Origin of the sequence: Salinivibrio sp. IB643 (assembly GCF_001996105.1) — a bacterium.
Taxonomy (GTDB): Bacteria; Pseudomonadota; Gammaproteobacteria; order Enterobacterales; family Vibrionaceae; genus Salinivibrio; species Salinivibrio costicola.
On sequence record NZ_MUFF01000011.1, the window covers coordinates 24,574 to 49,762 of the forward strand.

Annotated in this window: 21 protein-coding genes and 1 riboswitch; of the genes, 10 read left to right on the top strand and 11 right to left on the bottom strand. The window is 49.0% G+C overall.

The window, feature by feature from the left end:
• Nucleotides 1-37: 37 nt before the first annotated feature.
• Nucleotides 38-928, top strand: a complete 891-nt coding sequence (locus tag BZG77_RS07080) for a LysR family transcriptional regulator (protein WP_077646708.1) — start codon at nucleotides 38-40, stop codon at nucleotides 926-928.
• A gap of 46 nt (nucleotides 929-974) precedes the next feature.
• On the opposite strand, the gene BZG77_RS07085 is transcribed toward BZG77_RS07080, so the two are convergent.
• Both BZG77_RS07085 and BZG77_RS07090 read right to left on the bottom strand, forming a co-directional pair.
• A complete protein-coding gene (locus BZG77_RS07085) occupies nucleotides 975-4,070 on the bottom strand; it encodes an efflux RND transporter permease subunit (protein WP_077646709.1) in 3,096 nt (1,031 codons plus the stop codon).
• Nucleotides 4,071-4,080: 10 nt separating this feature from the next.
• On the bottom strand, nucleotides 4,081-5,202 hold the full coding sequence (locus BZG77_RS07090; protein ID WP_077646710.1) for an efflux RND transporter periplasmic adaptor subunit: 1,122 nt from the start codon (nucleotides 5,200-5,202) through the stop codon (nucleotides 4,081-4,083).
• Nucleotides 5,203-5,406: 204 nt separating this feature from the next.
• Here BZG77_RS07090 and BZG77_RS07095 point away from each other — a divergent pair, with 204 nt between their 5' ends.
• Both BZG77_RS07095 and BZG77_RS07100 read left to right on the top strand, forming a co-directional pair.
• On the top strand, nucleotides 5,407-5,979 hold the full coding sequence (locus BZG77_RS07095; RefSeq protein ID WP_108743958.1) for a nucleoside deaminase: 573 nt from the start codon (nucleotides 5,407-5,409) through the stop codon (nucleotides 5,977-5,979).
• A gap of 142 nt (nucleotides 5,980-6,121) precedes the next feature.
• Entirely contained in the window at nucleotides 6,122-7,756 is a 1,635-nt protein-coding gene (locus BZG77_RS07100) for an acyl-CoA synthetase (protein WP_077646712.1), read from the top strand.
• An 89-nt stretch (nucleotides 7,757-7,845) separates the two neighbouring features.
• On the opposite strand, the gene BZG77_RS07105 is transcribed toward BZG77_RS07100, so the two are convergent.
• A complete protein-coding gene (locus BZG77_RS07105) occupies nucleotides 7,846-8,319 on the bottom strand; it encodes a peroxiredoxin (protein ID WP_077646713.1) in 474 nt (157 codons plus the stop codon).
• 293 nt (nucleotides 8,320-8,612) lie between these two features.
• On the opposite strand from BZG77_RS07105, the gene BZG77_RS07110 reads away from it, so the two are divergent.
• From BZG77_RS07110 to BZG77_RS07135, 6 genes are all read left to right on the top strand, one after another.
• Nucleotides 8,613-9,860 carry an outer membrane protein transport protein gene (locus BZG77_RS07110; protein WP_077646714.1) on the top strand — a complete coding sequence of 416 codons (1,248 nt, stop codon included), beginning with the start codon at nucleotides 8,613-8,615 and terminating at the stop codon, nucleotides 9,858-9,860.
• A gap of 15 nt (nucleotides 9,861-9,875) precedes the next feature.
• Nucleotides 9,876-12,320, top strand: a complete 2,445-nt coding sequence (locus BZG77_RS07115; RefSeq protein WP_077646715.1) for a VolA/Pla-1 family phospholipase — start codon at nucleotides 9,876-9,878, stop codon at nucleotides 12,318-12,320.
• Nucleotides 12,321-12,502: 182 nt separating this feature from the next.
• Nucleotides 12,503-12,865 (top strand): DOPA 4,5-dioxygenase family protein, encoded by a 363-nt coding sequence (locus BZG77_RS07120; RefSeq protein ID WP_077646716.1) that lies wholly within the window; start codon nucleotides 12,503-12,505, stop codon nucleotides 12,863-12,865.
• Nucleotides 12,862-13,179: a DUF4144 family protein gene (locus tag BZG77_RS07125; RefSeq protein WP_077646717.1), complete on the top strand. Its 318-nt coding sequence runs from the start codon at nucleotides 12,862-12,864 to the stop codon at nucleotides 13,177-13,179. Before BZG77_RS07120 ends, BZG77_RS07125 begins: the two co-directional genes overlap by 4 nt.
• A 28-nt stretch (nucleotides 13,180-13,207) precedes the next feature.
• Complete coding sequence (locus tag BZG77_RS07130) at nucleotides 13,208-13,765, top strand: lipocalin family protein (RefSeq protein WP_077646718.1); 558 nt, start codon at nucleotides 13,208-13,210, stop codon at nucleotides 13,763-13,765.
• Nucleotides 13,766-13,819: 54 nt separating this feature from the next.
• Nucleotides 13,820-14,113 (top strand): hypothetical protein, encoded by a 294-nt coding sequence (locus tag BZG77_RS07135; protein ID WP_077646719.1) that lies wholly within the window; start codon nucleotides 13,820-13,822, stop codon nucleotides 14,111-14,113.
• 84 nt (nucleotides 14,114-14,197) lie between these two features.
• Here the strand turns inward: BZG77_RS07135 and punC are convergent, their stop codons facing one another.
• Nucleotides 14,198-15,403, bottom strand: a complete 1,206-nt coding sequence (punC, locus tag BZG77_RS07140) for a purine nucleoside transporter PunC (RefSeq protein ID WP_077646720.1) — start codon at nucleotides 15,401-15,403, stop codon at nucleotides 14,198-14,200.
• Nucleotides 15,404-15,509: 106 nt separating this feature from the next.
• Here punC and punR point away from each other — a divergent pair, with 106 nt between their 5' ends.
• Nucleotides 15,510-16,409: a DNA-binding transcriptional activator PunR gene (gene punR, locus BZG77_RS07145; RefSeq protein ID WP_077646721.1), complete on the top strand. Its 900-nt coding sequence runs from the start codon at nucleotides 15,510-15,512 to the stop codon at nucleotides 16,407-16,409.
• Between the two features lie 25 nt (nucleotides 16,410-16,434).
• On the opposite strand, the gene BZG77_RS07150 is transcribed toward punR, so the two are convergent.
• The 7 genes from BZG77_RS07150 to BZG77_RS07180 form a co-directional block, all read right to left on the bottom strand.
• Nucleotides 16,435-17,055: a CDP-alcohol phosphatidyltransferase family protein gene (locus tag BZG77_RS07150; RefSeq protein ID WP_077646722.1), complete on the bottom strand. Its 621-nt coding sequence runs from the start codon at nucleotides 17,053-17,055 to the stop codon at nucleotides 16,435-16,437.
• Nucleotides 17,048-17,719 carry an ATP-binding cassette domain-containing protein gene (locus BZG77_RS07155; protein WP_077646723.1) on the bottom strand — a complete coding sequence of 224 codons (672 nt, stop codon included), beginning with the start codon at nucleotides 17,717-17,719 and terminating at the stop codon, nucleotides 17,048-17,050. Before BZG77_RS07155 ends, BZG77_RS07150 begins: the two co-directional genes overlap by 8 nt.
• Nucleotides 17,679-19,394: an ABC transporter permease gene (locus BZG77_RS07160; RefSeq protein WP_077646724.1), complete on the bottom strand. Its 1,716-nt coding sequence runs from the start codon at nucleotides 19,392-19,394 to the stop codon at nucleotides 17,679-17,681. The genes BZG77_RS07155 and BZG77_RS07160 overlap by 41 nt, the downstream gene beginning before the upstream one ends.
• Before the next feature lie 11 nt (nucleotides 19,395-19,405).
• A complete protein-coding gene (locus BZG77_RS07165; protein WP_077646725.1) occupies nucleotides 19,406-20,545 on the bottom strand; it encodes an ABC transporter substrate-binding protein in 1,140 nt (379 codons plus the stop codon).
• 16 nt (nucleotides 20,546-20,561) lie between these two features.
• A complete protein-coding gene (gene lpdA / locus BZG77_RS07170) occupies nucleotides 20,562-22,697 on the bottom strand; it encodes a dihydrolipoyl dehydrogenase (RefSeq protein ID WP_077646726.1) in 2,136 nt (711 codons plus the stop codon).
• A gap of 380 nt (nucleotides 22,698-23,077) precedes the next feature.
• Nucleotides 23,078-23,671 (bottom strand): TfoX/Sxy family DNA transformation protein, encoded by a 594-nt coding sequence (locus BZG77_RS07175; protein WP_077646727.1) that lies wholly within the window; start codon nucleotides 23,669-23,671, stop codon nucleotides 23,078-23,080.
• A gap of 145 nt (nucleotides 23,672-23,816) precedes the next feature.
• Nucleotides 23,817-23,918: riboswitch (cyclic di-GMP riboswitch) on the bottom strand.
• Nucleotides 23,919-24,096: 178 nt separating this feature from the next.
• Nucleotides 24,097-25,101 carry a substrate-binding domain-containing protein gene (locus BZG77_RS07180; protein ID WP_077461138.1) on the bottom strand — a complete coding sequence of 335 codons (1,005 nt, stop codon included), beginning with the start codon at nucleotides 25,099-25,101 and terminating at the stop codon, nucleotides 24,097-24,099.
• Nucleotides 25,102-25,189 lie beyond the last annotated feature (88 nt).

Sequence of the window (25,189 nt, forward strand, 5' to 3'; positions counted from 1 at the left end):
GAATAAACCGGCAATATCAGAACGGTAAATGCCAATAATGAAACTTAACTATTCGCTAGACGATTTGCGTTACTTTTGTACTGTTGCCCAGTTAGGCAGCTTTAAAGCCGCAGCGCAACAGCTATCGATGCCTCAATCGACCTTAAGCCGGCGAATTCGTCAACTTGAGCAGGATCTGGCCTTGCGGTTACTCAATCGTGATGCCCATCGTATCTCGCTTACGCAAACGGGTCATCGCTATTTCGAACGCGCTGCGAGTCTTTTTGATGAGCTGAATGCGGTCAGTGATGAACTCTTGAGCGAAAAGCAGCATCCTAAAGGTAAGATCCGTGTTAGCGCCCCTATTAATGCCGGTAAACAGTTTTTACGCGCTGTTTTGTTTGATTTTATGCGCGCCTACCCAGAGATTCAGCTTGATCTGAGTTTTTCTAACACACTGGTTGATATTGAAGGCGAAGGAATGGATGTGGTGTTTCGGGTCGGTAATCCGGTCGTGGAAGATTGGATCGCACGGCCATTAACCGATATTCACTTTATTGTCTGCGCGAGTCCAGGTAGTGATTATGGTCAGCTTCAATCACCAAAAGAGCTGGTGGGCAAACCTGTCGTGCTTTGTCACCCAATGACCGTTTGGCAGCTAGAGCACGACACAACCGGTGAGGCTTATGACTATCAAGCCACGACGGGTATTCGGGCTGAAGTTGACGAAATTCAAATGCTGACCCATGCCGTGCAGGCAGGCTTTGGGATGGGCTACATTCCTGACTACTCCGCATTACCGTTGATTGAACAAGGAGCGCTACAACGGGTGTTGCCATCATGGCGGAGCCAAGCACGAACGCTGTTTTTGTTGTATCGCGATCGGGAGCACGTGCCGCTGCGAGTGCGGTTGCTGGTGGAGTTCGTGCTCGCGCGGTTTGTTGGATAATAAAATCAGGCCACAGTGTTTTGCGCTGTGGCCTGATGTGGGAAGGTTAGGCGTCGTGGTTTGTTTCCGTTGACACCATATGTTCAGTTGGCGTCGGCGTAATCGCTTTGGCTAAGAACAAGTACATCGCGGGTACCACGAACAGGGTAAACAAGGTGCCCAATGTCATCCCACTAGCAATCACTAACCCCATGGCAAAACGCGCGCCTGCACCGGCTCCTGAGGCAATCAAGAGCGGGATCATGGCGAGAACCGTCGCGGCCGTTGTCATCAAGATAGGGCGTAAACGGATCGCTGTCGCTTCTTCAATCGCCTCGCGTTTCGTGCGCCCATCTTGCTGTAACTGATTGGCGAACTCGACGATTAAGATACCATGTTTAGCAATTAGCCCCACCAAGGTGAGCAAACCGACTTGGGTATAGATATTCAGCGTGGTAAAACCAAGGCTGATAAATATCAACGCCCCACACACACTCATGGGGACCGTGACCAAAATAATGATCGCGTTTTTAAACGACTCAAACTGCGCCGCCAAGATTAAGAAAATCACCACCAGGGCAAAGAAGAAGGTGACCACCAGTTGTTGGCCTTCGCTCATAAATTGCCGCGATTGCCCTGCATAATCGACACTGAATCCAGCCGGTAATTCGGTCGCGGCGATCTCTTGTAATACACCTAGCGCCTCGCCTAAGGGGACACCTGGACGTGGGACGCCCGAGATTTTAACCGCATTGAGTTGTTGAAAGCCTCGCAGCGCTTGTGGCTGAACGCTTTCTTCCAAGGTCACTAAGGTCGAAAGTTGGATCAGCTCACCTTCTTGGTTGCGGGTATAAAACTGACGCAGTTGATCTGGCGTAAGACGCTCACTACGCGCGACTTGTGGGATTACACGGTATGAGCGGTTATCCAGTGAAAACCGTCCAGCGTCGGCGCCGGATAACAGTGAGCCCATGTCGGCCGCGAGCTGTTGCATGCTCACACCCATCAAGGCGGCCTTTTCACGGTCGATGTTGACCGTTTGCTTTGGACGGTCGATACTTAGATCGGTATCCACAAAGATAAATCGCCCACTTTGCATCGCTTTACCAACGATATTATTAGCGACTTCATTGATGGCTTCATAAGGCTGGGTTGAGCCAATAATAAACTCGACCGGAGTCCCTCCGCCTGGAGACGGTAATGAAGGTGGCACCAATGCAAAGCTACTTAAGCCTGGCTGGCTCTCCATAAAGGGCTGAATCTCGTTTTCTAAGATGGCTTGGGTACTGCGCTCACGCTCATCCCAAGGGGCAAGCACAATACCAGCGATGGCATTATTGGTGCCGCCTGATCCATTAATAATAAAGACATTATCAATTTCTGGCACATCATCAATGAGCCGGTTTAACTCGTCTGTGCTGGCAGATAGCGCGTCCAGTGTGGTTTGGCTATCGGCCTCCAAAATAGAGAAGACGAACCCTTGATCCTCTGCCGGTTCTAATTCAGAGGGACTGGTGATAAACAAAAAGTAGCAGGATACCAACACAATTGCGCCAAAAGTAAGCACAACGCCGTTAGTATTTAGCAAACTATGTAGGGTACGTTTATAGCGACGGTATAAACGATCAAATTGTTTATCTAACCAATGTTCAAGAGAATTCTCTTTCGCCGCTTTATCGGCTTGATAAGGTTTGAGTACATAGGCACACATCATCGGTGAAAGTGTTAGTGCGACCACTCCCGACAAAATCACCGAGGCGGCGAGGGTAAACGCAAATTCGACAAACAAGACACCGGTTAACCCCCCGACAAAGCCAATGGGCAAGAATACCGCTACTAGGGTCGTCGACATGGTAATAATCGGCCAAGCTAGCTCACGCGCCCCCTCAATAGCGGCCTCTGTTCGACTCTTTCCTTCTTCAATATGGCGGTGGACATTCTCCAGCATGATAATCGCATCATCGACCACCACGCCAATCGCGAGAACCATTGCCAACAAGGTGAGCAGGTTGATGGAAAAGCCTAATAGAAACATCAAGAAGAAGGTGCCGATTAATGACACCGGAATGGCGACCGCCGGAATAATCACCGAGCGCAATGATCCTAAAAAGCCATAAATAACGAAGACCACGATCGCTAGGGCGAGAATAATCGATATCACCACTTCATCAATGGCATTATCAATATACTCGGTGGAATCATAAGCGATATAGGCTGATAAGCCTTGCGGTAGTTGGGGGATAATATCCGCGTCCCAAACCTCATTGACTGATTCAATAACATCAAGGGCATTGGCATCCGGGGACACTTCAATGCCGATAAAGGTGGCGTCTAATCCGTTAAAGTTAACGGACGTTTGATAACTTTCTGCACCTAATTCAACCGTCGCGACATCCTCTAAACGTACTACCGATTGGCCATCGCTGCTGATCACCAGATCTTCAAATTGTCTGACGTCATGAATGTCTGTGGCAGCGTTTAAATCTATCGCGACATCTTGGCCTTTGGTGCGTCCAAGCGTTGCCAGAACATTATTATTGCGCAGTGCAGCAACGACATCCGTGCCGGTAAGATCGTATGCAGCGAGCTTGACCGAATCGAGCCAAACCCGCATCGCAAAGCTGCTAGCACCGAGTACATTGGCGCGTTGTACGCCGGGAATCGTAGAAAGTTGCGGCTCAACCACACGCGCCAAGTAGTCGGTAATTTGGTTATCACTGAGTACCTCAGAGTAAAAGGCGAGATACATCGCCGCCACAGTTTCACCGACTTGCAAGGTGACCACGGGTTCACGCGCATCTTCAGGCAGCTCAGACCGTACCTTGTTGACCTGTGCAGCAATTTGCGTGAGTGCTTCATTAGGGTCGTAATCAAGACGCAAATAGGCCTCGATAGTGCTGACGCCTGCCGTCGACGTCGAAACCAAGTAATCAATCCCTTCTGATGCGGCAATTTCACGCTCCAGCGGTGTGGTGATAAAGCCTTGAATCAAATCAGCATCGGCCCCGATATAGGTGGTCGACACGCTGATCACCGCATTCTTAATTTCCGGGAACTGGCGCACATTCATGTCGGTAATGGCGCGTAAACCTAGCAAGATAATGAACAGGCTAACGACGGACGCCAACACGGGTTTCTTGATAAATACGTCGGTAAATCGCATCGAATAGCTCCTATTGATTCACAACGTTGGGATCAAGATCTTCGCTGGGCTGAACACGCGGATTATCACTGATCGTCACGTTACTGCCGTTGCGCAGCTTGAGCAGTCCGGAAGTCACGATGCGATCGCCGCTTTCCAGGCCATCCTCTATCACAATCATGTCACCGCGGCGTGCGCCGGTTTGAACAAAACGCTGTTGCACCCTCAGTGCATCATCATGTTCTTGGATCACGAAAACGGCGTTGCCATAGGGGTTAAATTGAATCGCGGTTTGTGGCGCCAGTAAGACATTTTGCGTTTCTTCACCTTGATCAAGACTCACGCGTGCAAACATGCCCGAGCGTAAAATGGCGTCTGGATTGTCAAAGGTGGCCTGAATGTCGACACTGCGGCTCGATTGGGTAACGACAGGAGAAATAGCGGTGACTGTGCCAGTAAACGTTTGTTCAGGTCGCGCCGTGATAGTTGCTGAGACTGTTTGGCCATCTTGCAGGGTACTAAGCTGTTGCTCGGGCAGGGTAAAATTAAGATGAATCGGATTCACTGAGGTCAGGGTTGCGACCACTGAACCTGGGGCAATTAATTGACCAAGACTGACTTTACGAATGCCAATAATGCCATCGAAAGGGGCGGTTAGCGACTTTTGTGCAATGCGCGCTTGTTGGCTATCAACTGCTGCATTTGCTTGTTTAGCCTCACTTTCTTTACGTTTGAGTTCCGACTCTGATACGTTTTTGTCTCTGTAAAGGCGTTGGTAACGTCGCATCTCTAATTGTGCTRGTTCAGCTACAGATTCGAGTCGGCGCAACTCTGCTTGATCAACACTGGCATCGAGTGTCAGCAGCCGTTGCCCTTTTTTTACTGGGGTCGCATTATCAAAGAAAATATCATCGACAATGCCGTTTGCTTCGGTGGTCAACTGAGTTTCATTAATCGCGGCAAAACTACCAATAGTAGTTTGTTGTTCACGCCATGGGTGCGTCGACACTGTGGTGGCTGTGACAGTCGCCGTCGGGGCAGGCATATTGTCAAAAAATTGATTCATAAAATGATCACCTACCATTTTGTAGGCAAAAATCCCACCAAATACGAGCGCACACGCGACTAACATCAGAATTAAACGCTTTGTCATAAAAAGTCCCTGAAAAAAATCCATCACCGACCTTAGTCAGCACATAAAAACGCAGACGATAAAGGTCGGTTTACCTTACAACGATACGTTAAGTTAAATAGTACAAACCATATCACTGTTTGGTTCATTGGTTGGGAGTAAATTGATGATTTTGTGGAGCTGTTCAGGCTAGAGTCATAAACCAAACGAATGAGGAGAAAGCGGATGCTACTCAACGCAAATAGCAACGTGGATGAAGCGACATTGCGTGCGATTGCCCATATGCCGACGCTTAGTCTACCTGTACTGATGGACGCTCATTTTTGCACTAAGTTAACAGATACTGATTTTATGAGGATCGCGGTACGCCTTGCAGAAAAAAGTGCACAAGAAGGCGGCTGTCCCATTGGCGCGGTGATTATTGATAATCACACGCGCCAAATTGTGGGTAAGGGACACAACACGCTGGTGCAAGAAAACCATCCTTATAATCATGGCGAAACAGCTGCAATGCGTGACGCCGGGCGAATCGATTTTAGCCAAACGACCTTATTTACCAGTTTAAGTCCTTGCGACGTTTGCGCCACATTAATCTTTATGCGTGGTTTCGCGCGAGTGGTGGTAGGGAATGTGACCAGTGCAAGCGGTAACGAGACGATGCTGCAAGAGAAAGGCATGACGGTCGATGTGCTAGAAGATCCGCTGGGCATTGCGCTGTATCAGCAATTTAGAACCGAGCACCCCGAACAAGAGTTAGAAGATTGGCAAGGTGTGAGTGCGGTGAACGCAAAGAAATAAGAATTTTGATAGGAGTAGCCTACGAGGATTGGCTGGGCCTTTTTGTGTTGTCGCCGCCATATCGACTTAAGTTGAATAGCGCATGCGCGATGACATGCTAACGTGATCTAGTTATCTAGACAAAGTCAGCAAGGAGTGCGTTATGTCAGCCAGTAACATCTATGAGCTTGGCTTGGACAAAAGTCCAGCCAATTATCAAACACTGAGCCCGCTTTCTTTCCTTGAGCGGGCCGCCAGCGTCTATCCAGATTATCCGGCCAGCGTTCATGGCCATTTATGTTGGAGTTGGCAGCAAGTGGATCAGCGATGTCGTCAATTTGCCTCGGCATTGACTCAAGCCGGCATTGGGCTAGGTGATACGGTATCGGTGATGGCTCCCAATCTGCCTGAAGTCTTTGAGTTGCATTTTAGTGTGCCGATGACAGGTGCCGTACTCAATACCATTAATACCCGGTTAGAAGCGGAAACCGTCGCCTTTATCCTCGAACACGCGGAAAGCAAAGTGTTTATCGTCGACAAGGAAATGACGGAAGTGGCTAAGCGGGCGTTAAAGATGATTAAACACCGTCCGTTAGTGATTGCGATTGATGATCCCTTGTATCCGCATGGCGAATGCATCAGTGAAACTACCTACGAAACCTTTTTAGTAAAAGGGGATGGCGATTATCAGTACGCATTGCCAGACGATGAATGGCAAGCCATCTCTCTCAATTACACCTCAGGGACCACCGGCAACCCCAAAGGGGTGGTCTATCATCATCGTGGCGCCCATCTGAATGCGGTGAGTAATGTGTTGTCTTGGAATATGGATGCGCATCCTGTCTATCTTTGGACGCTACCCATGTTCCACTGTAATGGTTGGTGTTTCCCATGGACGGTGGCTGCAACGGCGGGGGTCAGTGTCAGCCTACGGCATGTGCGGGCCGAGCCTATCTTTGATGCGATAAAAACCCACAAAGTCACTCATTTCTGCGGGGCGCCGATTGTCCTCAATATGATTAACAGTGCTGATGCTGAGTTAAAATCCGGCATTAACCATACCATCAAGGTCATGACCGCAGGGGCGGCACCTCCAGCGTCTGTGATTGAGGGCATGGAAGCGATGGGCATTGCCGTCACCCATGTTTATGGCTTGACTGAAACCTACGGTCCTTGCGTGGTGTGTGATTGGCAGCATCATTGGGATCACCTCTCTCAACAAGAAAAAGCGCGGATGAAGGCGCGTCAAGGCGTGCGCGCCCCCATGCAAGGCGGACTGATGGTTGCCGATCCGGTGACGTTTAAACCGGTTGCAAAAGATGGTGGCACGCTGGGTGAGATTTTTGTTCGCGGTAATATCGTGATGAAAGGCTACCTAAAGAATCCGAGCGCGACGGAAGACGCCATGAGTAACGGCTGGTTTAGAACGGGCGATTTAGCGGTGTGGCATGCCGATAATTACATCGAAATTAAAGATAGACTGAAAGATATCATTATTAGTGGTGGAGAGAATATTTCCAGCATTGAAATTGAAGATGTCTTGTATCGTCACTCCGAGATTGATGAAGTGGCGGTGATAGCGATGCCCGATGAAAAATGGGGTGAGGTTCCCTGTGCGTTTGTAAAAACCACCGAGGCATCTGCGTTAACCGAAGAAGACGTCATCGCCTTCTGTCGTGACCAAATAGCCCACTTCAAATCGCCTAAAAAAGTGATCTTTACAACACTCCCGAAAACCTCGACAGGAAAAGTACAAAAGTATGTACTGCGTCGTAACGTGAGTGAAAAGTCAGTGTAATAAAAAAGCGGTGACGTCATCCCGTCACCGCTTATTAAATCACGTTCATGCCGTCAATTGGGCGAGTTATCGCCTAACATCTGGCAAACCTATAGCTGCTTGAGTACGGCCTCAGCACTGGAAACGTCAAAGCTTTTCGGCGGCTCAACATTAAGCTGGGTGACGGTGCCATTTTCAATGATCATGGCATAGCGCTGTGAGCGAACGCCGCCAAACTTACCTGAATCCATTTCTAGTCCTAGCGCTTTGGTAAAGCTCGCATCACCGTCGGCCAGCATATGAATCTGATTGGCATTTTGTGCCTCGCCCCAAGCCTGCATCACAAAGGCATCGTTAACCGATACGCAGGCAATCATATCGACGCCTTTTGCTTTAATCTCATCCGCTTTCACCACAAAACCCGGTAAGTGCGACTCTGAACAAGTTGGGGTAAAGGCCCCCGGCACCGCGAATAGCACAACCTTTTTGTTGGCGAAAAGGGCAGGGATGTCGTGGGTTTGCATTCCTTCAGCGGTGAGTTCGCTGAGTGTAGCGCTGGGTAGAGGTTGTCCTTGCTGAATCATGATGACTCCTTGGTCATTGTGTTATCGAACTTTATCCTTCTGCCGTTGAGTCTACGCTTATTTACGCCTTGAAAATACCGAAAATTGATGGGGTTTTAGGCGATATATGCGTCGATAATGTGCAATTTAAGCATGCTGGTCTTACCAATTAATAACCACTTTTACTTTGTGATCCACGCCCTAAAATCCCCAGCCTTGTCATTGTTCTAGGTAATTCAATAATTTGACAATTTGTTTACACGTAAATAACATTCAAATCTCATACTAAACAAGAGACCTCGGAGGTCCGACTAGTGAACAAGAAGCAGCTCTCAACGATTGCGGTTGGCATCATCGCCGCGACTCAAGCTCATGGGGCAGGGTTTCAGGTCGCTGAACATTCAGCAACTGGCCTTGGACGTGCTTATTCTGGCGAAGCCGCCATTGCTGATAACGCATCCACTCTCGCCCGCAACCCCGCCAATATGATGTTATTAGAAAAGCGCCAAGTTTCCGGTGCGATTCATATTGTTGATCCCCATATTCGAATCAAAGATAAAACCAATAACGAAGAAGCCAAAGACGTTGCACCAGTGAAAGTGGTGCCTGCGTTTTATTATGTATCACCGCAAACCGATAAATGGTCATGGGGTGTTGGCTTATATACCACCTATGGCGTGGCAACCGAATATCCCAACGATCTGAAGGTTGGTGATATTGCCGGGGAAACGGACTTGCTGACCACGAACCTAAACCCTGCACTTGCTTATCAAGTGAACGACCATTGGAGTATCGGCGCAGGGTTAAGCTTGGTCTACGCCAAAGCAGAGCTCACCCGATTTAAAGGTGGCACAGCTGATCCTAACATCTTCGGGGGTAGCCGTAGCGACACTTTATTGTCGTTAAAAGGCGATGCAGTTGGCTATGGCTTTAATGTCGGCACCACTTATCACTTTAATGATGATCATCGCATTGGATTTGGCTACCGCTCTGAGGTGGCACTTGAATTTGAAGACGGTGATCTCAATACTTTTGACACAGGGATCTCTTCACCGTCGAAGGGGAAGGGTGATCTAGAGCTCGACTTACCGGAAATTTATGAAGTATCAGGGTTTCATCAGTTAACCGATGACTTTGCCATGCATTACAGCTGGAAACGCACGGGCTGGCGGGCATTTAAAGAGCTAAAAGCAACGTCCAGTCAGTGTAACGACGGTACACCGAATCAATGCTTTTATAAAGATGAGCAATATAAAGATAACGTACGCCTTTCACTCGGCGGTACCTATCAGTTTAATGATGCGTGGACAGGTCGCGCAGGGGTCGCCTTTGATGAAAAAGCGGGTAAAGCGACCTTGAGTATTCCCGACTCGGACCGTTATTGGTACTCCACCGGTTTTACTTACCAATACAATGCCGACTTAACCATTGATGCGGCGATCACCTGGATTAGAAGCCGTGATGGGAATTTTACAGAGACGAGCAAAGGCAGCGGTCCTGTAGATATTTCATCGAAAGGCGATGCGTATTTAAGCGCAGTGCAACTCAACTATACCTTTTAAAATGGGAGCCCATTCATGTTAAAGCATTCTTTTTCGTTATCGATAGTGGCTGCTGCGCTTTTATTGGCAGGCTGTGGGGATGAGACGTCCAGCTCGACTCAGCCGGATTTCAATGCTGGTGTGCAAGCTTTACTCGAACGCGACACTAAAATTGATTTTACGTTGCGTGGGGAGAGTCAATCTGTCCCGGTGCCCACCTTTTTATTAATGAACCCAAACGACGGCACTTTAAATTTACCCACTGGCAGTGACAGCACATTAAGTAATCCGCGTGCGGCGATGAATACCATGGATGGTTGGTCGACCACCATGCCGCTGGTGTTTAACTTTAAAGGTGCAGGGTTAGCTGATGGTTCTGTCTCTGGCGGTGTCTATCTGGTGAAGCTAACTGAATCGCTGACTGGGGAGAATCCGCTGCCAGAAAAGGTGCTAACGCTCGGTAGCGATTTCAATGCTATCACCAGTGCGGCGACAGACACACTGACGATATTACCCACTAGCGACTTAGCGCCGGGCAGTGAGTACATTGTGGTGATTACCGATGAGCTGACCGATATAAATGACAATCCCGTCGGTACCTCAGCAAGCTATGCAGGATTAAAGTCAGCGAGTAATGCATATACAGATACACCATTGGAGCAACCGGCAGCCGTGATTCAGGGAGTTGAAAAATTGGTCGCTGACGCAGAAGGTGTTGATCCGACCAAAATCGTCTACTCCACCTGGTTCTCCACCCAATCGGTGGGTGACAGCTTAAACTACACCAAGCTAGCGACGGCGAAAGCCTTGACTTCGGCTCAAGGGAACCTTGATGAAGTATGGGAGGCTGGTGCCAACCCTAATAATGCCGATTTATCGGATGCCTACACCATCGATATTACCAGTACTCAGGACTATGACACGGCATTGGACGCTGATGCCCAGTTTACCCAGTACTTTGATCCTAATGATGCCAATAATATTAAGGGGACGCTCAAGACAACGTTTAACGGCGTCAATGTTGAGGTGAGCAAAGGCACCATAAAGCTTCCTTACTATTTGGAAACCGATAGCAACTGGAATAGCCAACCGTTTGAGTCGGCCACCCCCAGCTTGGCGAAGGTGTTGAATGCCCTGCAAGACCCTGAGCAAAAAGCGACCATCACCGCTCAGTTGACTGACGCCGGTGTCGATATAGAGGCACTAAGTGGAGATGATAAGGCGTTAATTACCGAAGAGCTCTTCAAATTGGCTGGGGTGACCTTGACTAAAGCCAACGGCAGTCAATTAGACCCTGAGCGCATTATTACCCGTTACAGCCCTGTGCCGCAGATTAAATCGGTGCAAGAGGTGCCCTTCTTGCTGTTTACCCCAGCAACGGTTGATAGTAATACCAAACTAACGGTTTATCAGCACGGCATTGGCTCGGCAAAAGAAAATGCGTACTTCTTTGCGCCTAACTTTACCAATGCAGGCCAAGCGGTGATGGCGATTGATTTACCGCTCCATGGTCAGCGTAGTTTGGATGCTGAACGCTCTGCCAATGTCGATGTGACAGCGTACTTGAACCTCAATAACCTAGCCGTGGCGCGTGACAATGTACGTCAGAGTGCGCTGGATCTAATGGGTGTGCGCGCAGCTTTGACCCGCACCGAATTGGCGGGAGGATTCGCGGGGCCGCCATTAGCGACGATATCGTCTTTTGCTACTTCGGCACCACGCTTGTTAGGTCATTCGCTGGGCGGTATTGTTGGTACTACTGCGTTTTCGGCGTCTAACCGTGCAAACAGCAACGAAGTCGATGCACTTTATAAATTCTCTGCATTGAGCGTGGCGAACTCTGGGGGGCAAATTGCTAACTTGCTGCTCGGGTCGGACTCGTTTGGCCCTTTGATTAAGCACAGTGTTGCTTTTAAAGGCAGTACCGCTTATCAGACCTTTGCCGGTAACAATTGTACGCTCGATAATAGCGCAGAAAATAATGTTATCTGCTACAAAACTTTTGAGGCAAACGGCTCAGAGAGCGCACAAGCGGAAGTGAATGGTGTGGTGCAGCAATTTAATTATGCCGCACAGACGCTACTCGATACCGTCGATCCCTATACGAATGCAACCTTTATTGATGGAAGCACCACGCCGATTTATATGCAACAAGTCGATGGGGATGACACGGTACCGAACGACGTCGCCTATACGGTTCCGGGCGTTGTTGATAATTTCGCTGGCTCTGAGCCATTAGCGAGAAAATTCCTTGGTAAAGTGCCTAGCGAAGCAGTGGATACGGGCTCGCCTGTACAGGCAGGAAGCAGTTCTTTTGTCACCTTTAAAGGGGACAATGCGAGCCATAGCACCTTTATCTTCCCGCAATCGGAGGCAGTTGCTGAGCAAGCCGTGCACGCTGAAATGATCGGCCAGGCGGTTGAGTTTGGTGCTGCGGGTTCACTCAATGCAGGAAACATTGATAGTTCAGTAGTGAACTAAGTAACCGTAACGAAATAGTGGTTTCCTTTGTAAGCGGCTTCGGCCGCTTTTTCTTATTATCATGACGTGATGCTGTGTTGATCAACGTCGTGATTGAATAGCCACACCGTTCGTCACTATTTCTTTCCCTTGGTTTCACGTAAACTATTCTCAATTCCATTGTATTCAATCAAATGATGCTTATGTCTTCTAATCACTCTTTTGCCAATGTTCACCAGGCTTACCACGCCCATGTCTACTACGAAGCCGACACCGAAGCGCAGGCGGATGTTATCTATCAAGCGGTCGCTGCATCGTCACTGCCTATTGACCTTGGCCGTTTTCATCGCAAATGCGTCGGCCCACACCCCAAGTGGAGTTTTCAGATCGCCTTTGACAACACTGCGTTCGATGAGGTGATGGCGTGGCTTGAGGCGCATCGGGGTGATTTAACCGTGTTTTTGCATGGCGTGACGGGCGATGACTACATTGATCATACTGACCATGTTGGTTGGATGGGTCCGTCTATTGAACTCAATTTGGCGATGTTTAAGCCCAAGCAATGAATGCGTTTCTTGACTATCCAGCGCTCCTGATTTGGCACGGCGATGACGAACTCTCGTTTGCCTCCGATCTGGCGTCGCTTGAAGCACTGAGTGAAAACGTGATCACGGAAGACGATCGGCTGGTGGATAGCCAAGGCGTTTGCTGGCTAAGCCAAAACGGTGGTCTGCACTGGCAGCCAAGCGGGCAAACCATGCCGCTTGTTCAGCTCGTGGAACGTATCCAAGCGCACTATGCGCAGCTGGGTCAATGCTGTGTGGGAAAAATCCAGTTTAAAGATAGGGCCGCCGCCATGGCCAGTTTGGCGGTGCACTAGATTCGTGCCATCCGGCAAGGAGTGAGTGATGAGATTAAGATTAAGATTAGGATTCGTGTTTTTGTTATCGACGATGTTAACCGGCTGCCTTGGTATGCCTAAAGATGTAACGCCGGTAACCAATTTTGACCTCAACCGTTATTTGGGAACATGGCACGAAGTGGCAAGACTTGATCACTCGTTTGAGCGTGGCTTATCCGATGTGACGGCAACTTACTCGTTGCGTGAAGACGGTGGCGTCAAAGTAATCAACCGAGGCTTTAGTCGCGAAGAGGGCAAATGGCAAGAAGCAGAGGGTAAGGCGTACTTCGTTGAAAATGATAAGACGGCGTATCTGAAGGTTTCGTTCTTTGGGCCTTTCTATGGTTCTTATGTAGTGTTTGAGTTAGATGATGACTACCAGTATGCCTTTATTTCAGGCCCTGATCATGACTATCTTTGGCTGCTCTCTCGCACACCGACCGTACCTGAGTCTGTCAAAGAACGTTTTATCTCTGAAGCCAAACAGCGAGGCTTTGCCACGGAAGAACTGATTTTTGTTGACCACGCCCGTACTGATCCTAAGCAGCCAGTTTCGAGTGATTAAACTGGATAATCTGATGGCGACAAACAATCTTCTGAAGACCAAAAAGAGATAATCATGCGAAAAACCGATAAAAAATACGACAATGCTATCCGCGAAGCACTGACTGAGGTGTGTGAGCAGACCATGAAACACGTCGATGGTTTTGAATGGCTAACGCATGAGGTGAATTATCAACGTTTTCCGCAAAGTGTGATCATCCGTTTGATGTTTACGGATCGGCAAAGGATCGCAGATTTTAAAAACAGTCATGAATACAATATGGCGTTAATGGCGATCCAATCACGCTTATCAGCGGCAGGGATCTCACTGAAAAATATAGCAAACCATGTGCAACTTAACACCGCGTAATCACCCAGAGATGTACTAATTAGCATCAACAAGAAAAAGGCGCTTTATGGCGCCTTTTTACGTTGTGAGAAGCGAGTGAGTCATTTATGCCGTTGCTAGCGACTGCGCTTGACGGTTGGCATGCCAGACTAAACCAAAACCGATAATGACCACCGCGCAGGTTGATAGCATCACGGTCGTGACCGCGAACAATCCTGAGGCGGCAAACGCAGAGACCAAGGCGCTCGCGACAAAGCAGATAATCATCTGTAAGAAGTTGAGCAGGCCCGCGGCCGTCGCGCTACATGATTTAAAATCTTCTAAGGCTCTGTTTACCACGAGTGGATAAATGGCACCATTGGCCGCCGCCAAAAAGCAGAATGGCCCCAAGATTGCCCAAATATTAGTAACATCAGTGCGCCAGCTAATTAAAAAGATCACCACCACACTGGCGATAAACAGTTTCAGTAACCAAGGAAGGATGCTGTGATCTTTCAGTTTATTCAGTGCATAACGACAGGCATATCCGCCGACAACAAACGCGATTGTTTGTGGAATATAGCTCAGGCCAATATCGGATTCTGTGTAGCCCATCGCTGACATGATAAACGGCGATCCAGTCAAATAGGCAAAGAAAGCGGCCGAGCAACCAGCAAAGATAAGCATATTTCCGATGAACTTTTTTGATTTAAAAACTTGCTGATAATCAGTCTTAAGTTTATCAATAATTTTAGTATCTTGTGCTGGCTTAGTTAAGCTTTCTTTCTCTCGTAGAGTCAGTGCAATAAAAATGACTCCTAGGGCAAATAAAACCACAAAAATACTGCGCCAATCAAAATGCTGAAGTAAATAGGCGCCCAGTAGAGGCGCTAATGCCGGCGATAGCGCAACGAGCGGCATAATGGTCGCGAACATTTTTTGCCCCAACTTGCCTTCGTAGCGATCAATCACCACCGCTTGCCAAATCACAATCGCGCTGCATGCGCCCAACGCTTGAACAAGGCGCGCACCGAGTAACAGATAAATATTATCTGCAAACAGACATACCACGGTCGCAACGCTATAGAGACTTAAGCCAATTAACAGTGCAGGTTTACGGCCAATGCGGTCGGAAAGGGGGCCATAAACGAGTTGACCACAGGCCATGCCAAGCAAAAAGATACTCAAGGTTAAACCGATATTCGCCGACGATGTCGCAAAATCGATTTGCATGGCCTCAAAAGCGGGCAAATACATGTCGGTGGCTAAGAAACCCAGCATACTGAGCCCTGCAAGCCAAAACAGCGTGATAAATGGCACTTGTTTGTTCATTTTTTATCTCTTGATACAAAGATTAATGTAATGAGCAGTTTATGACTAACAATTCATGCTGTGAAACGGTATGATTTGAACATACCTTTCAAAAAATTTGATGTGAATGTTTTCTTACCAAGATTTTCAGGTGATTGAGGTGGTCGCGCGCCGAGGCAGCTTTTCAGGCGCGGCCGCAGAGCTCCATAAAGTACCCAGTGCGGTGAGCTATACAGTGCGGCAAATAGAGGACAAATTGGCGGTGGTACTGTTCGAACGTCTTCATCGCCAAGTAAAGCTGACGCCTGCTGGGGAATACTTTGTTGAACAATCACGCGAAATGCTGAAAGCGATGGCTAATATTCGTCAACAAACACAACGGGTTGCGAATGGATGGGTGCAAAGTGTCTCACTTGCACTCGACAATGTGGTGCGTGAAGACAGTGTCAACACACTCGTGCGCGACTTCTATGATGCGTTTCCTGATGTGGAACTGTTACTGACCATGGAAGTGTTCAATGGCGTATGGGATGCACTCGCCGATGATCGAGCAGATATCGCGATTGGTGCGACCGCCGCCGTCCCCGTCAGTGGTGCGTTTCGTTATCGAGAAATGGGCACCTTGCGTTGGCGGTTTGTTGTCAGTCCATCGCACCCACTCATGCAGTGCGAACAACCGCTAGACAACGATCAGCTCGCAGCGTATCCCGCCATTTGTTTAGAGGACACCTCGCGCCGTTTGCCGCGCCGTACCACTTGGCTATTGGATAATCAGCGCCGTCTTACCGTCCCCAATTGGCACAGTGCCATGCAATGTTTTAAGGCCGGTTTGGGCATTGGTGTGATGCCTTCTCACATGGCCGAAGAGGCTATCGCTCGAGGTGAGCTGGTGGAGCTAACGCTTGCGGATCCGCTTTTAAGCAGCCCATGTTGTATTGCTTGGCGTTCAGATAAAGAATCGCCACCGATAAGCTGGCTGCTCGATTATTTGGGTGATAAAGAGCAATTACAGCAGCAGTGGCTATAACGTGAGCGCGCATGAGATAGCGTTGCTAGCGTCCTTCAATGTCACGTAGCGTATGGTATCCAGCCCAGACGCGACTGGAAGCGGTGACTAAGCACGCGATGCCAAATACCCAAGCAATCCACGCCATGTAAGACGGGAAAAGACACATCAAAACAAAGCTGGCAATGGTCTCGGTGCCTTCGGTGATCCCCCCGATGTAATACAAGGATTTGTTTGCATACACGGGGTTGTCGATTTGATGCTTGCTTGCCATTGTCGCAAAGGCTAAAAAGCTGGCCCCGGTGCCCATAAAACAAAAAAGTAAAAAGCTTGCCGCTATCGCATTATTGGCTGGGTCCGCGAGCGCAAAGCCAAACGGAATGGATGCGTAGAAAATAAAATCAAGTGTGATGTCCAAAAAGCCTCCCGCATCACTGAGGCCCTGCTCGCGCGCGATCGCACCGTCAAGGCCATCGAAAAGTCGATTAATCACAATAAAGCTAAGCGCAAGCCCATAGGCTTGAAGCGCCAGAGCGGGCAGCGCCAGTAAGCCAATAAAAAACCCGCTCAAGGTCACCGTGTCAGGTTTGGCTCCCCACCGAATGAGTTGGACCGCCGCTTGTTTCAATGGCCAGCGGATCACGGCAATCGCATAACGATCAAGCATTTGCTGGGTACTCCTGTGGTGTGAGGGGCGTTTCTGGGCTTGGCCAGTCTAGGCGATGATCAGGATGCGCAATATCTTCGCTATCGTGGGTCACAATCACCGCCGGGATTTGCCTTTGTTCAATTTGTCCAAACACAAAGGCGCGAAAATCACGGCGTAGCGGCTTATCAAGCTTACTGAACGGTTCATCCAACAAAATCGCATCGGGCTTAGCGAGTAACGCGCGTAGTACACTGATGCGCGCACGTTGTCCTCCCGATAGTTGCGACGGTGCATAGTTAGCAAGTGCAGCGAGGTGGATTGCGTCGAGTGCTGCCAGGGTATGGTTGTATTTGTCTTTTTTATTCATCGATGAGGGCAGTGCAAAGGCCAAGTTCTGCCAGACGTTGAGATGCGGGAAGAGTAAATCATCTTGAAATAAAATCCCGATACGGCGCTGCTCCGGCGGTAAGTGATCAAAACGCTCACCATTTAAGGTCAGTTGGCCGCTGTAATGTATTGGTGGTTGGATGTGTCCCGCCAATACGCTCAATAGACTGGATTTTCCGCAGCCACTCGGCCCCATCACGGTGAGGATCTCGCCAGGCGATACGCTGAAAGAGACATCGTGTAATAAACACTGATCAGGCGCGTTTATGCTGAGTTGATTGACACACAGCGTCATGATTATTTGCTCCTGGTTGCGTCGCAACCGATTGATGAGGTGTCAGTCGCCGTTGCATGACACGACTGAGAAACGTTGCCAGGACGAAAACCAGTAAGGGGATCAGCGCTTGCATCAGGCCGTATAGGCCGCTAATCCGTCGATCCAACCCACTGGATAAGCTCACTGCCTCGGTTGTTAGGGTATTGATCCGACCCGCCCCCAATAATTGCGTAGGAAGATATTGGGCTAAGCTCACACTGGCGCCCACTGCCCAGGCGAGAATAATCGCCGGTAACAGCAAGGGAAGTTTGATACGCAGCCAGGCAGCCATCGCACTGACGCCTAAACTGCGAGCCGTTTGGATAAGTCGTTGATCAAACTGTTGCCACGGGCCATCTAATGCTAAATAAACATAAGGAAAAGCAAAAAAGATATGCGCCCAAATAGTCGCGGGTACATGCCATTGTCCCGGTAGACTATACACAGCCACTTGGATCCCAAACAAAATAGACAGTTGAGGTACCAAAAGAGGAATGGCAATCACGGCTTTAGGCAGTGCTCCTTGACGAGGAGAAACCGCGCGCTCAAGGCAGCCCATGGCAAATATGACGGCGACTGTCGCACTGATCAACGCCAGTAAAACACTATTCCCAATTAACGCCCCAACGTAAGCAAGCTCTTGATTCCAAAAGCGCAGCCCATAACGGCTGGGKAGCCAATCGGGAAATGACCAGCGTAAGGCGAACGACCAAATGAACAAAGCCGGGATTACCAACAAGGGAACAATCACGACGGGCCACCAGAGGTGTCTCCCTGGTAACCAAGCACGACGTGTTCCTGTGAATTGCCAACGATTAAAGCGCTCACAAATCAACCATTCGAAAAATCGATAACCAATGAGTACCAAGGCACACAGTAAAAACAGGACCAAAGCCCCTGCCGACGCTCGGGGGAGTAATGAAAGATCAGGGTCGTTAAACCACTGCCAAACTAACACAGCAAAGGTTGGTGGCGTGTTTGGACCTAAAATCATCGCTACGTCGACAACCGAGAGGCTATAGGCCACCACGGCAAAAATAGGAAAACGCATTTTGGCGAACCAAAGTGGAAAAATCACTTTGATCCAGGTACTGGTGCGATCATAGCCGAGGCTGGCAGAGACCATCGTTAAGCGATGCACATCAATTTGGCTTAGCACAGAAAGGCTCATTAAAAGCAAAAATGGCGTTTCTTTCAGGGTGAGGGCTAGGGTTAAGCCCAGCACATAGGGATCCTGTATTAGTGACCAAGTCGGTGGCATGTCTCCGGTCAATGGGCTAGACAGGCGAAATAGCCACCCTGAAGGGGACAAAAACAACACCAGTCCAATAGCAAATGCAACATGGGGCAGGGCCAGTAAACCGGGTAAGCTACGCGCGATGCGTTGCCAAAAGGGCGTCTGCCACGTGGCTTGCAAAATAGCGAAGCTCAACATCACTGCCAATAAGCTACTTGCTAGCCCAGAGAGCAGTGTGAGCCAGAGTGAGTGAGATAAGCCTGGCCAGGCAATGAGTTCACGCCAACCCGAGAGACTGGCTTCAGCTAGCCCCAAAGCAGGTAAAAACGCAAATGCACTGGTTAACAGGCCTCCCAGCCCAGGAAGTAAGGGCAGGCAGCACACCGCCAGCGTGATGGCAAACAACAAACGTGCCATGACGGTCTCTTTTATTGTCCGTAACGTTTAAGCCAAGCGCTTTCGAGAGCGGTTTGCCAACTGGGATGCGGCTCTGGCTGGGACTGAAAACGGCGCGTTTTAGCGGTGTCAGGCAGTTTAACCACCGGTGGGTCGCCCCAAATATCAGTCTGAGCTTTGCGCAATTGCGCCTTCTCACCCATCAAAAAGTTGATTGCTATCTTGGCGCCGGCTTTTGCATTGGCATTGTAGGGGATCGCCAGAAAATGGATATTAGATAAAGCCCCCTGCTCAAACGCAAAGGCGCGTGCCGTTGGCGCTAACGTCCCTGAGGCGATGGCGGATTTTGCCGCATTGGGATTAAAAGCGATCCCGATTAACAGCGCACCGTCATCGACAAGCTGCATGGTGTGTGCGCTGCCTGAGGGAAATTGCTCCCCATTACGCCAAGCGACTGGGTGCAGTGCATCAAGGTAGTCCCATAGCGGTGCAGTTATGGTCTCAAAGTCTGCATCGTCGACAGGCTGATACAGCGCCTGTTGGTTGTTTGTCAGCTCAAGCAGTGCCGCTTTTAAAAAGCTGGTGCCATGAAATTCGGGCGGTTTCGGATAACTGATCCGACCGGGATTAGCTTTTGCGAGCTGTAACAATTCAGCAAAAGAGCTTGGAGGATTGGCGAGTGTTTTTTTATCGTGAATAAACACCAGTTGCCCGACCCCCCATGGTGCTTCCAAGCCTTTGGTGGGTTCAGTAAAGTCTTCTGTCACGGGCAAGGTTTTATCAACAATTTGCCAGTTAGGCAGCGCCTCGACAAAGGGGCCTTCAAGTAACCCGTTTTCCTTCATCGATTTGAAGTTCTCGCCATTAATCCAGACCATATCGACACTGCCGCTGGTATCTTTTCCCGCCGTTTTTTCAGCCAATAAACGATTCACTGTTTCTGCAATATCAGCCACTTTAACGTGTTTGAGGGTCACACCGTATTCACGTTGGAGTTCACGCCCAGCCCAACGAAGATAAGCATTGATTTGCTGATTGCCACCCCAGGCATTGAAATATACGGTTTGCCCGTTCGCGTCTTGTTCGACTTGTGCCCAATCCTGTTCAGCGGGAGTGGCCAAGGCATAGCCACTAGTGATTGCGAGCGTTAGGGCCGCTATCCATTGTTTCATTGCGCTTCCTTATCGATTAGTGACGCATCCAGCGTTGATATTTTTCGACCCACCGTAGGAGTTTCTCCGGTGCATGCGCCTGTTTCCACATACCCGCCGTATATTTAACCGCTTCACTCATGGTGGGATAAGGGTGCACGGTGCCGAGTATTTTGTTCAGCCCCAAGCCATGGCGCATCGCTAAGGTGAACTCGGCCAATAAATCGCCGGCATGTTCTCCCACTATCGTCACCCCCAGTATGGTGTCTTTTCCCTTTGGTGTCAGTACTTTAATAAAGCCATGATCATTGCCATCGGCGATGGCGCGATCCAGGTCATCAATGCCGTAATAGGTCACTTCGACGTCTTGTTGGTTGGCTTTGGCTTCTTTTTCATTAAGCCCAACACGTGCAACTTCTGGGGAAGTGTATGTTGCCGCTGGCATCACCGAGTAATCCGCTTTAAAACGCTTAAATTGGCCAAATAACGCATTGACCGCGGCATACCACGCTTGATGGGCACTGGCATGGGTCAACTGAAAGGGCCCTGCCACATCACCCACTGCATAGATATTGGGGTAATTAGTTTGTAAATAGTCATTGACCTGAATGGTGCCACGCTCGGTCACTGGAATATCGAGCTTTTCGAGACCAAAGCCTTTGGTGTTGGCGCTGCGTCCTAACGCGACCAGCACCGCATCAAATGTGACGGTTTTCTCACCGTCAGGGCCGTCGAGTAAGGCGATTTGCTCATTGCCACGCTGTTCAAATGCTTTGACCTTGTGCTGTGTTAAAACCTTGACGCCGTCACATTCTAAGGCCTGCTCAACCAAGTGGGCAGCGTCTTTATCTTCACGGCTTAATAATTGATCCGCCATTTCAGCCAGCGTGACTTGGCTGCCTAAACACGCAAAACTTTGTGCCAGTTCTGCGCCAATGGGACCACCGCCTAACACCAACAACCGTGGTGGCAGTTCAGTCAGTGACCAAATCGTATCTGAGGTGTAATGTGTCACCTCAGCCAAACCGGGAATGGGAGGGAGCATGGGGCGTGCGCCGGTCGCAATCACGATGTTGCGGGTAGTGAGGCGTTCGCCATTCACCTCGACTTCCCATGGCGAGACGATGTGTGCTTCGCCTTGCACGCACTCCACGCCGAGCTTAGTGTAACGCTCGACCGAATCATGGGGCTCAATGTGGGCAATCACCTGTTTTACCCGCGCCATCACCGCTGGAAAATCAACGACTGGCGCTTGGGTATGAATGCCAAAGTTCTTGGCCTTGCCGATTTCTCGCATGGTTTTCGCTGCGCGTATCAGTGCTTTAGAAGGGACACACCCGGTGTTTAGGCAATCACCCCCCATCGAACCTTTTTCAACTAGCGTGACTTTTGCTTTCACCACTGCCGCGATATAACTCGATACCAGTCCGCCTGCGCCGGCACCAATTACCACCATATTGCGGTCAAACTGATGGGGTTTGCGCCAACCTTGATAGCGTTCACGACGCGTGACCCACGCCATGATCCATTTTGCTAGCAGCGGGAACAGGCCGAGTAATGCGAGCGATCCAAGCACCGAAGGCGACACCACATCACCAAGTGAGTCGATTTGGGCGAGTTGAGTCCCTGCATTCACGTACACAGCTGTCCCCGGTAGCATGCCTAGCTGACTGACCCAGTAGAAGGTGCGCGTTTTTAAGGGCGTTAACCCCATCACTAGATTAATTAAGAAAAAGGGAAAAATGGGAATGAGGCGTAGCGTGAGCAGATAAAAGCGGCCATCTTTTTCAATGCCACGGTTAATGGCCTCTAATTTTTGACCGAAGCGATTTTGTACCCAGTCTTGGAGCAAAAAACGACTGACTAAAAAGGCGAGGGTGGCACCAATAGAGCTGGCGAAAGAGATCAGAACCAGCCCCCACCAAAACCCAAATAATGCGGCGCCCAATAAGCTCGCCACTGCCGCTCCCGGTAAGGACAGGGCGGTCATCACAATATAACCAAGCAAGAAAAATAGGCTGGCTTGGGTAAAATGCTGAACGATGTAATCGTTGAGTATCGCCTGTTGCGCTTTAGCATTGTCGAGCGTGAGCCATTGGCCGAGGTCGAAACTAAACCAGAGCACGACGATGGCGGCAATCACGAGGCCAACAAGAAGTTTTTTTACTGACATATTAGGTCTCGTCGCTAAATTAAAGAGGACCAGCTATTACTTTAGGATACTTTTGTGCACGGTTGGCAACTAACTGGCTGATTTATCGATTGCATCAGCGAACTGTGCGGTCGATCTTACCTCTAACAAGACCGTATCGATCGCTAAAAACTTTCAGTTAAACGAAAAATCGCCAATTAAATCAAAAAACGCCGATTAATCCCCACGAACTAGAGTCGACGTAAAGAAAAGCACACTCGATAAGATGACGACGCAAAAGGAAGGGCATAGAGACATGTCAACGGATTAATAGAATAAAGCGACACCGCCAGAAGGCGGTGTTGAACGCAAATATTGCTCACAGGAAAATTAGTAAGTGATATAGAGGCGACTGTGAGAGGTTATTTTTCTAAGTGTTGTAATAATTCTTGACGGCGTTGGGGTGGCACTACCGACCAGTGTTTACCGGTAATCGCCCCTTCTAACGACCACAAAAGCTCGAGACTCAATTGTGTTTCATGAGCAGATCTCAATGCTTTGTAAGCGCCGACGGCACCGTGCTTTTGCAATGTTTCTGGTGAGTCTATGCCTGCCTTTTTAAGCATTCGTTCGGTGGCTAACCGCAGATTCGGGAGATCTTTAAGCCTTGATGGTGTCGCTGCCGATTTCACAGAACGATCTTGGATAGCAACGTCGAGAGCATTTTTCGCTTCGGCCAATAATCGTTCTGGATCATCCCACCAGGCGTTAGGAATAGCAAAATATTTGGTGACGACCGGGAATCCACGTTTTTTATAGACATACGGCGTTAAGCCTTGTTGTTTGAGTAAGGCCTCGTTTTCTATACCGGCACGAAGGTGGAGGGTGTTATTGACCACTAGGGCGAACATGGTGTCTTCACAAAAAAGTCCAAATCCGCCGAACATGGATCGGGATTTGATATTGCCAAACTCGGCAAATAAACGCATCGCGTCTTTTAAAGCAGGTTTATCCATTTAATAACAATCTCGATGAATGTGAATGCCTAAAAATAAAGTCGCAGTCTAACAAGGCAAACAGACAAGATTGTTATCGAATTATCAACACTTTAGGTTTGATACATCCGATTGCTGATATTTTACTCAGCATTAAAACAACAGCGCTGGCAACCCCGCTACCATTGAATCCCTGACAGTGACGCCAGAATCATTAGGCCGGAGGCTTTGCGTCCCATGCTTTCGCGATGGTTTGCCTTGTTCAAGTGTTGTTCAGGATATAATAATTGGACACAGATGTCGCCCTCTCTACGCATACAAGAATGTGATATGGGTTCAATAAGTATGTAACTGATGATTTAAAGTAAAAGCTCTTATCAATAGGAAATCAAAAAAGCCACGACCGTCATAGAGGCGTGGCTTTACATAAAAAACCCGATAAACCATTAGGTTAGGTTTTTTACAGAGTCTCGACTGATTAATGATAAATCCATTTCAAACACTTGCTGTTGCGTATCGTTATCATTGATCCGGCTGAGTAAAAGTTTAACCGCAGTCTTGCCCAGTTGTCGTTTAGGTTGATGGACAGTTGTCAACGGTGGTGAGTAATATTCAGTCAGATCAATATTGTCATAACCGATGACAGAGATATCATCTGGCACCTGAATACCCGCCTGGTTGAAGGTGCTAATCGCCGCTAACGCCATGATATCATTAAAACAAAAGACTCCCGTAGGACGGTTTTCCATTGCAATAAACTGCTGAGCGGCGACTTTTGCTTGATTCGCTTCAAAGTCCGCTTCAATGATCCAATCTTGATTTACGGGGATGTCAGCTTCTTTCAGGGCCCGATAAAAGCCTGCAAGCCGTTGCTTACAGGTGTTCTTATCCATTTGCCCAGAGATACAACCAATTTGGGTATGCCCGTTGTCAATAAAATGTTTGGTTGCCAGATAGCCGCCTAGTTCCGCGTTATCTTCAATCCGATCGGTATCAATATGGTGACTGCCCCAATCCATGACGACCATGGGCAGGTCACGCTTTTTCTCTAGCAATAGCATGAGATCTTCATTGAGATCCGAGCACACCACAATTAAACCGTCGACACGCTTTTCTGACAGCATACGCAAATAGTCGCGCTGCTTTTCAAGGTTGCCTTCGGTATTACACAAAACCAGCGTGTAGCCTTGCTCGTAGCAATAGTCTTCCACACCGTGCACGAGCTCGGCAAAAAATGGGTTGGTCGATTTAGTGACCAGCATTCCGAGCGTACGTGTCGTATTACATTTTAAACTACGAGCCACAGCACTCGGTGCATAGTTCAGGTCTTCAACGGCTTGCCAAACCTTTTCTGTTGTCTTTTCGGCGACAAAGCGGGTCTTATTGATAACGTGTGAGACCGTGGTGGTTGAAACACCCGCGAGACGCGCGACATCTTTAATCGTTGCCATCTTAATTCTTCTATATTGTGAAGCCTTGGGATCGTTACTCGCGACCTTACAGAAAAACGCCGCTGATACGCAGCGGCGCTGTCTTTCA

Bases quoted from the DNA above. Each gene is read 5' to 3' on its own strand.
- punR (WP_077646721.1), top strand. From the start codon at position 15,510: ATGTTTTCTTACCAAGATTTTCAGGTGATTGAGGTGGTCGCGCGCCGA.
- BZG77_RS07135 (WP_077646719.1), top strand. From the start codon at position 13,820: ATGCGAAAAACCGATAAAAAATACGACAATGCTATCCGCGAAGCACTG.
- BZG77_RS07080 (WP_077646708.1), top strand. From the start codon at position 38: ATGAAACTTAACTATTCGCTAGACGATTTGCGTTACTTTTGTACTGTT.
- BZG77_RS07120 (WP_077646716.1), top strand. From the start codon at position 12,503: ATGTCTTCTAATCACTCTTTTGCCAATGTTCACCAGGCTTACCACGCC.
- BZG77_RS07105 (WP_077646713.1), bottom strand. From the start codon at position 8,319: ATGATTCAGCAAGGACAACCTCTACCCAGCGCTACACTCAGCGAACTC.
- BZG77_RS07155 (WP_077646723.1), bottom strand. From the start codon at position 17,719: ATGACGCTGTGTGTCAATCAACTCAGCATAAACGCGCCTGATCAGTGT.
- BZG77_RS07180 (WP_077461138.1), bottom strand. From the start codon at position 25,101: ATGGCAACGATTAAAGATGTCGCGCGTCTCGCGGGTGTTTCAACCACC.
- BZG77_RS07165 (WP_077646725.1), bottom strand. From the start codon at position 20,545: ATGAAACAATGGATAGCGGCCCTAACGCTCGCAATCACTAGTGGCTAT.
- BZG77_RS07125 (WP_077646717.1), top strand. From the start codon at position 12,862: ATGAATGCGTTTCTTGACTATCCAGCGCTCCTGATTTGGCACGGCGAT.
- BZG77_RS07115 (WP_077646715.1), top strand. From the start codon at position 9,876: ATGTTAAAGCATTCTTTTTCGTTATCGATAGTGGCTGCTGCGCTTTTA.
- BZG77_RS07085 (WP_077646709.1), bottom strand. From the start codon at position 4,070: ATGCGATTTACCGACGTATTTATCAAGAAACCCGTGTTGGCGTCCGTC.
- punC (WP_077646720.1), bottom strand. From the start codon at position 15,403: ATGAACAAACAAGTGCCATTTATCACGCTGTTTTGGCTTGCAGGGCTC.
- BZG77_RS07095 (WP_108743958.1), top strand. From the start codon at position 5,407: ATGCTACTCAACGCAAATAGCAACGTGGATGAAGCGACATTGCGTGCG.
- lpdA (WP_077646726.1), bottom strand. From the start codon at position 22,697: ATGTCAGTAAAAAAACTTCTTGTTGGCCTCGTGATTGCCGCCATCGTC.
- BZG77_RS07150 (WP_077646722.1), bottom strand. From the start codon at position 17,055: ATGCTTGATCGTTATGCGATTGCCGTGATCCGCTGGCCATTGAAACAA.
- BZG77_RS07175 (WP_077646727.1), bottom strand. From the start codon at position 23,671: ATGGATAAACCTGCTTTAAAAGACGCGATGCGTTTATTTGCCGAGTTT.
- BZG77_RS07100 (WP_077646712.1), top strand. From the start codon at position 6,122: ATGTCAGCCAGTAACATCTATGAGCTTGGCTTGGACAAAAGTCCAGCC.
- BZG77_RS07130 (WP_077646718.1), top strand. From the start codon at position 13,208: ATGAGATTAAGATTAAGATTAGGATTCGTGTTTTTGTTATCGACGATG.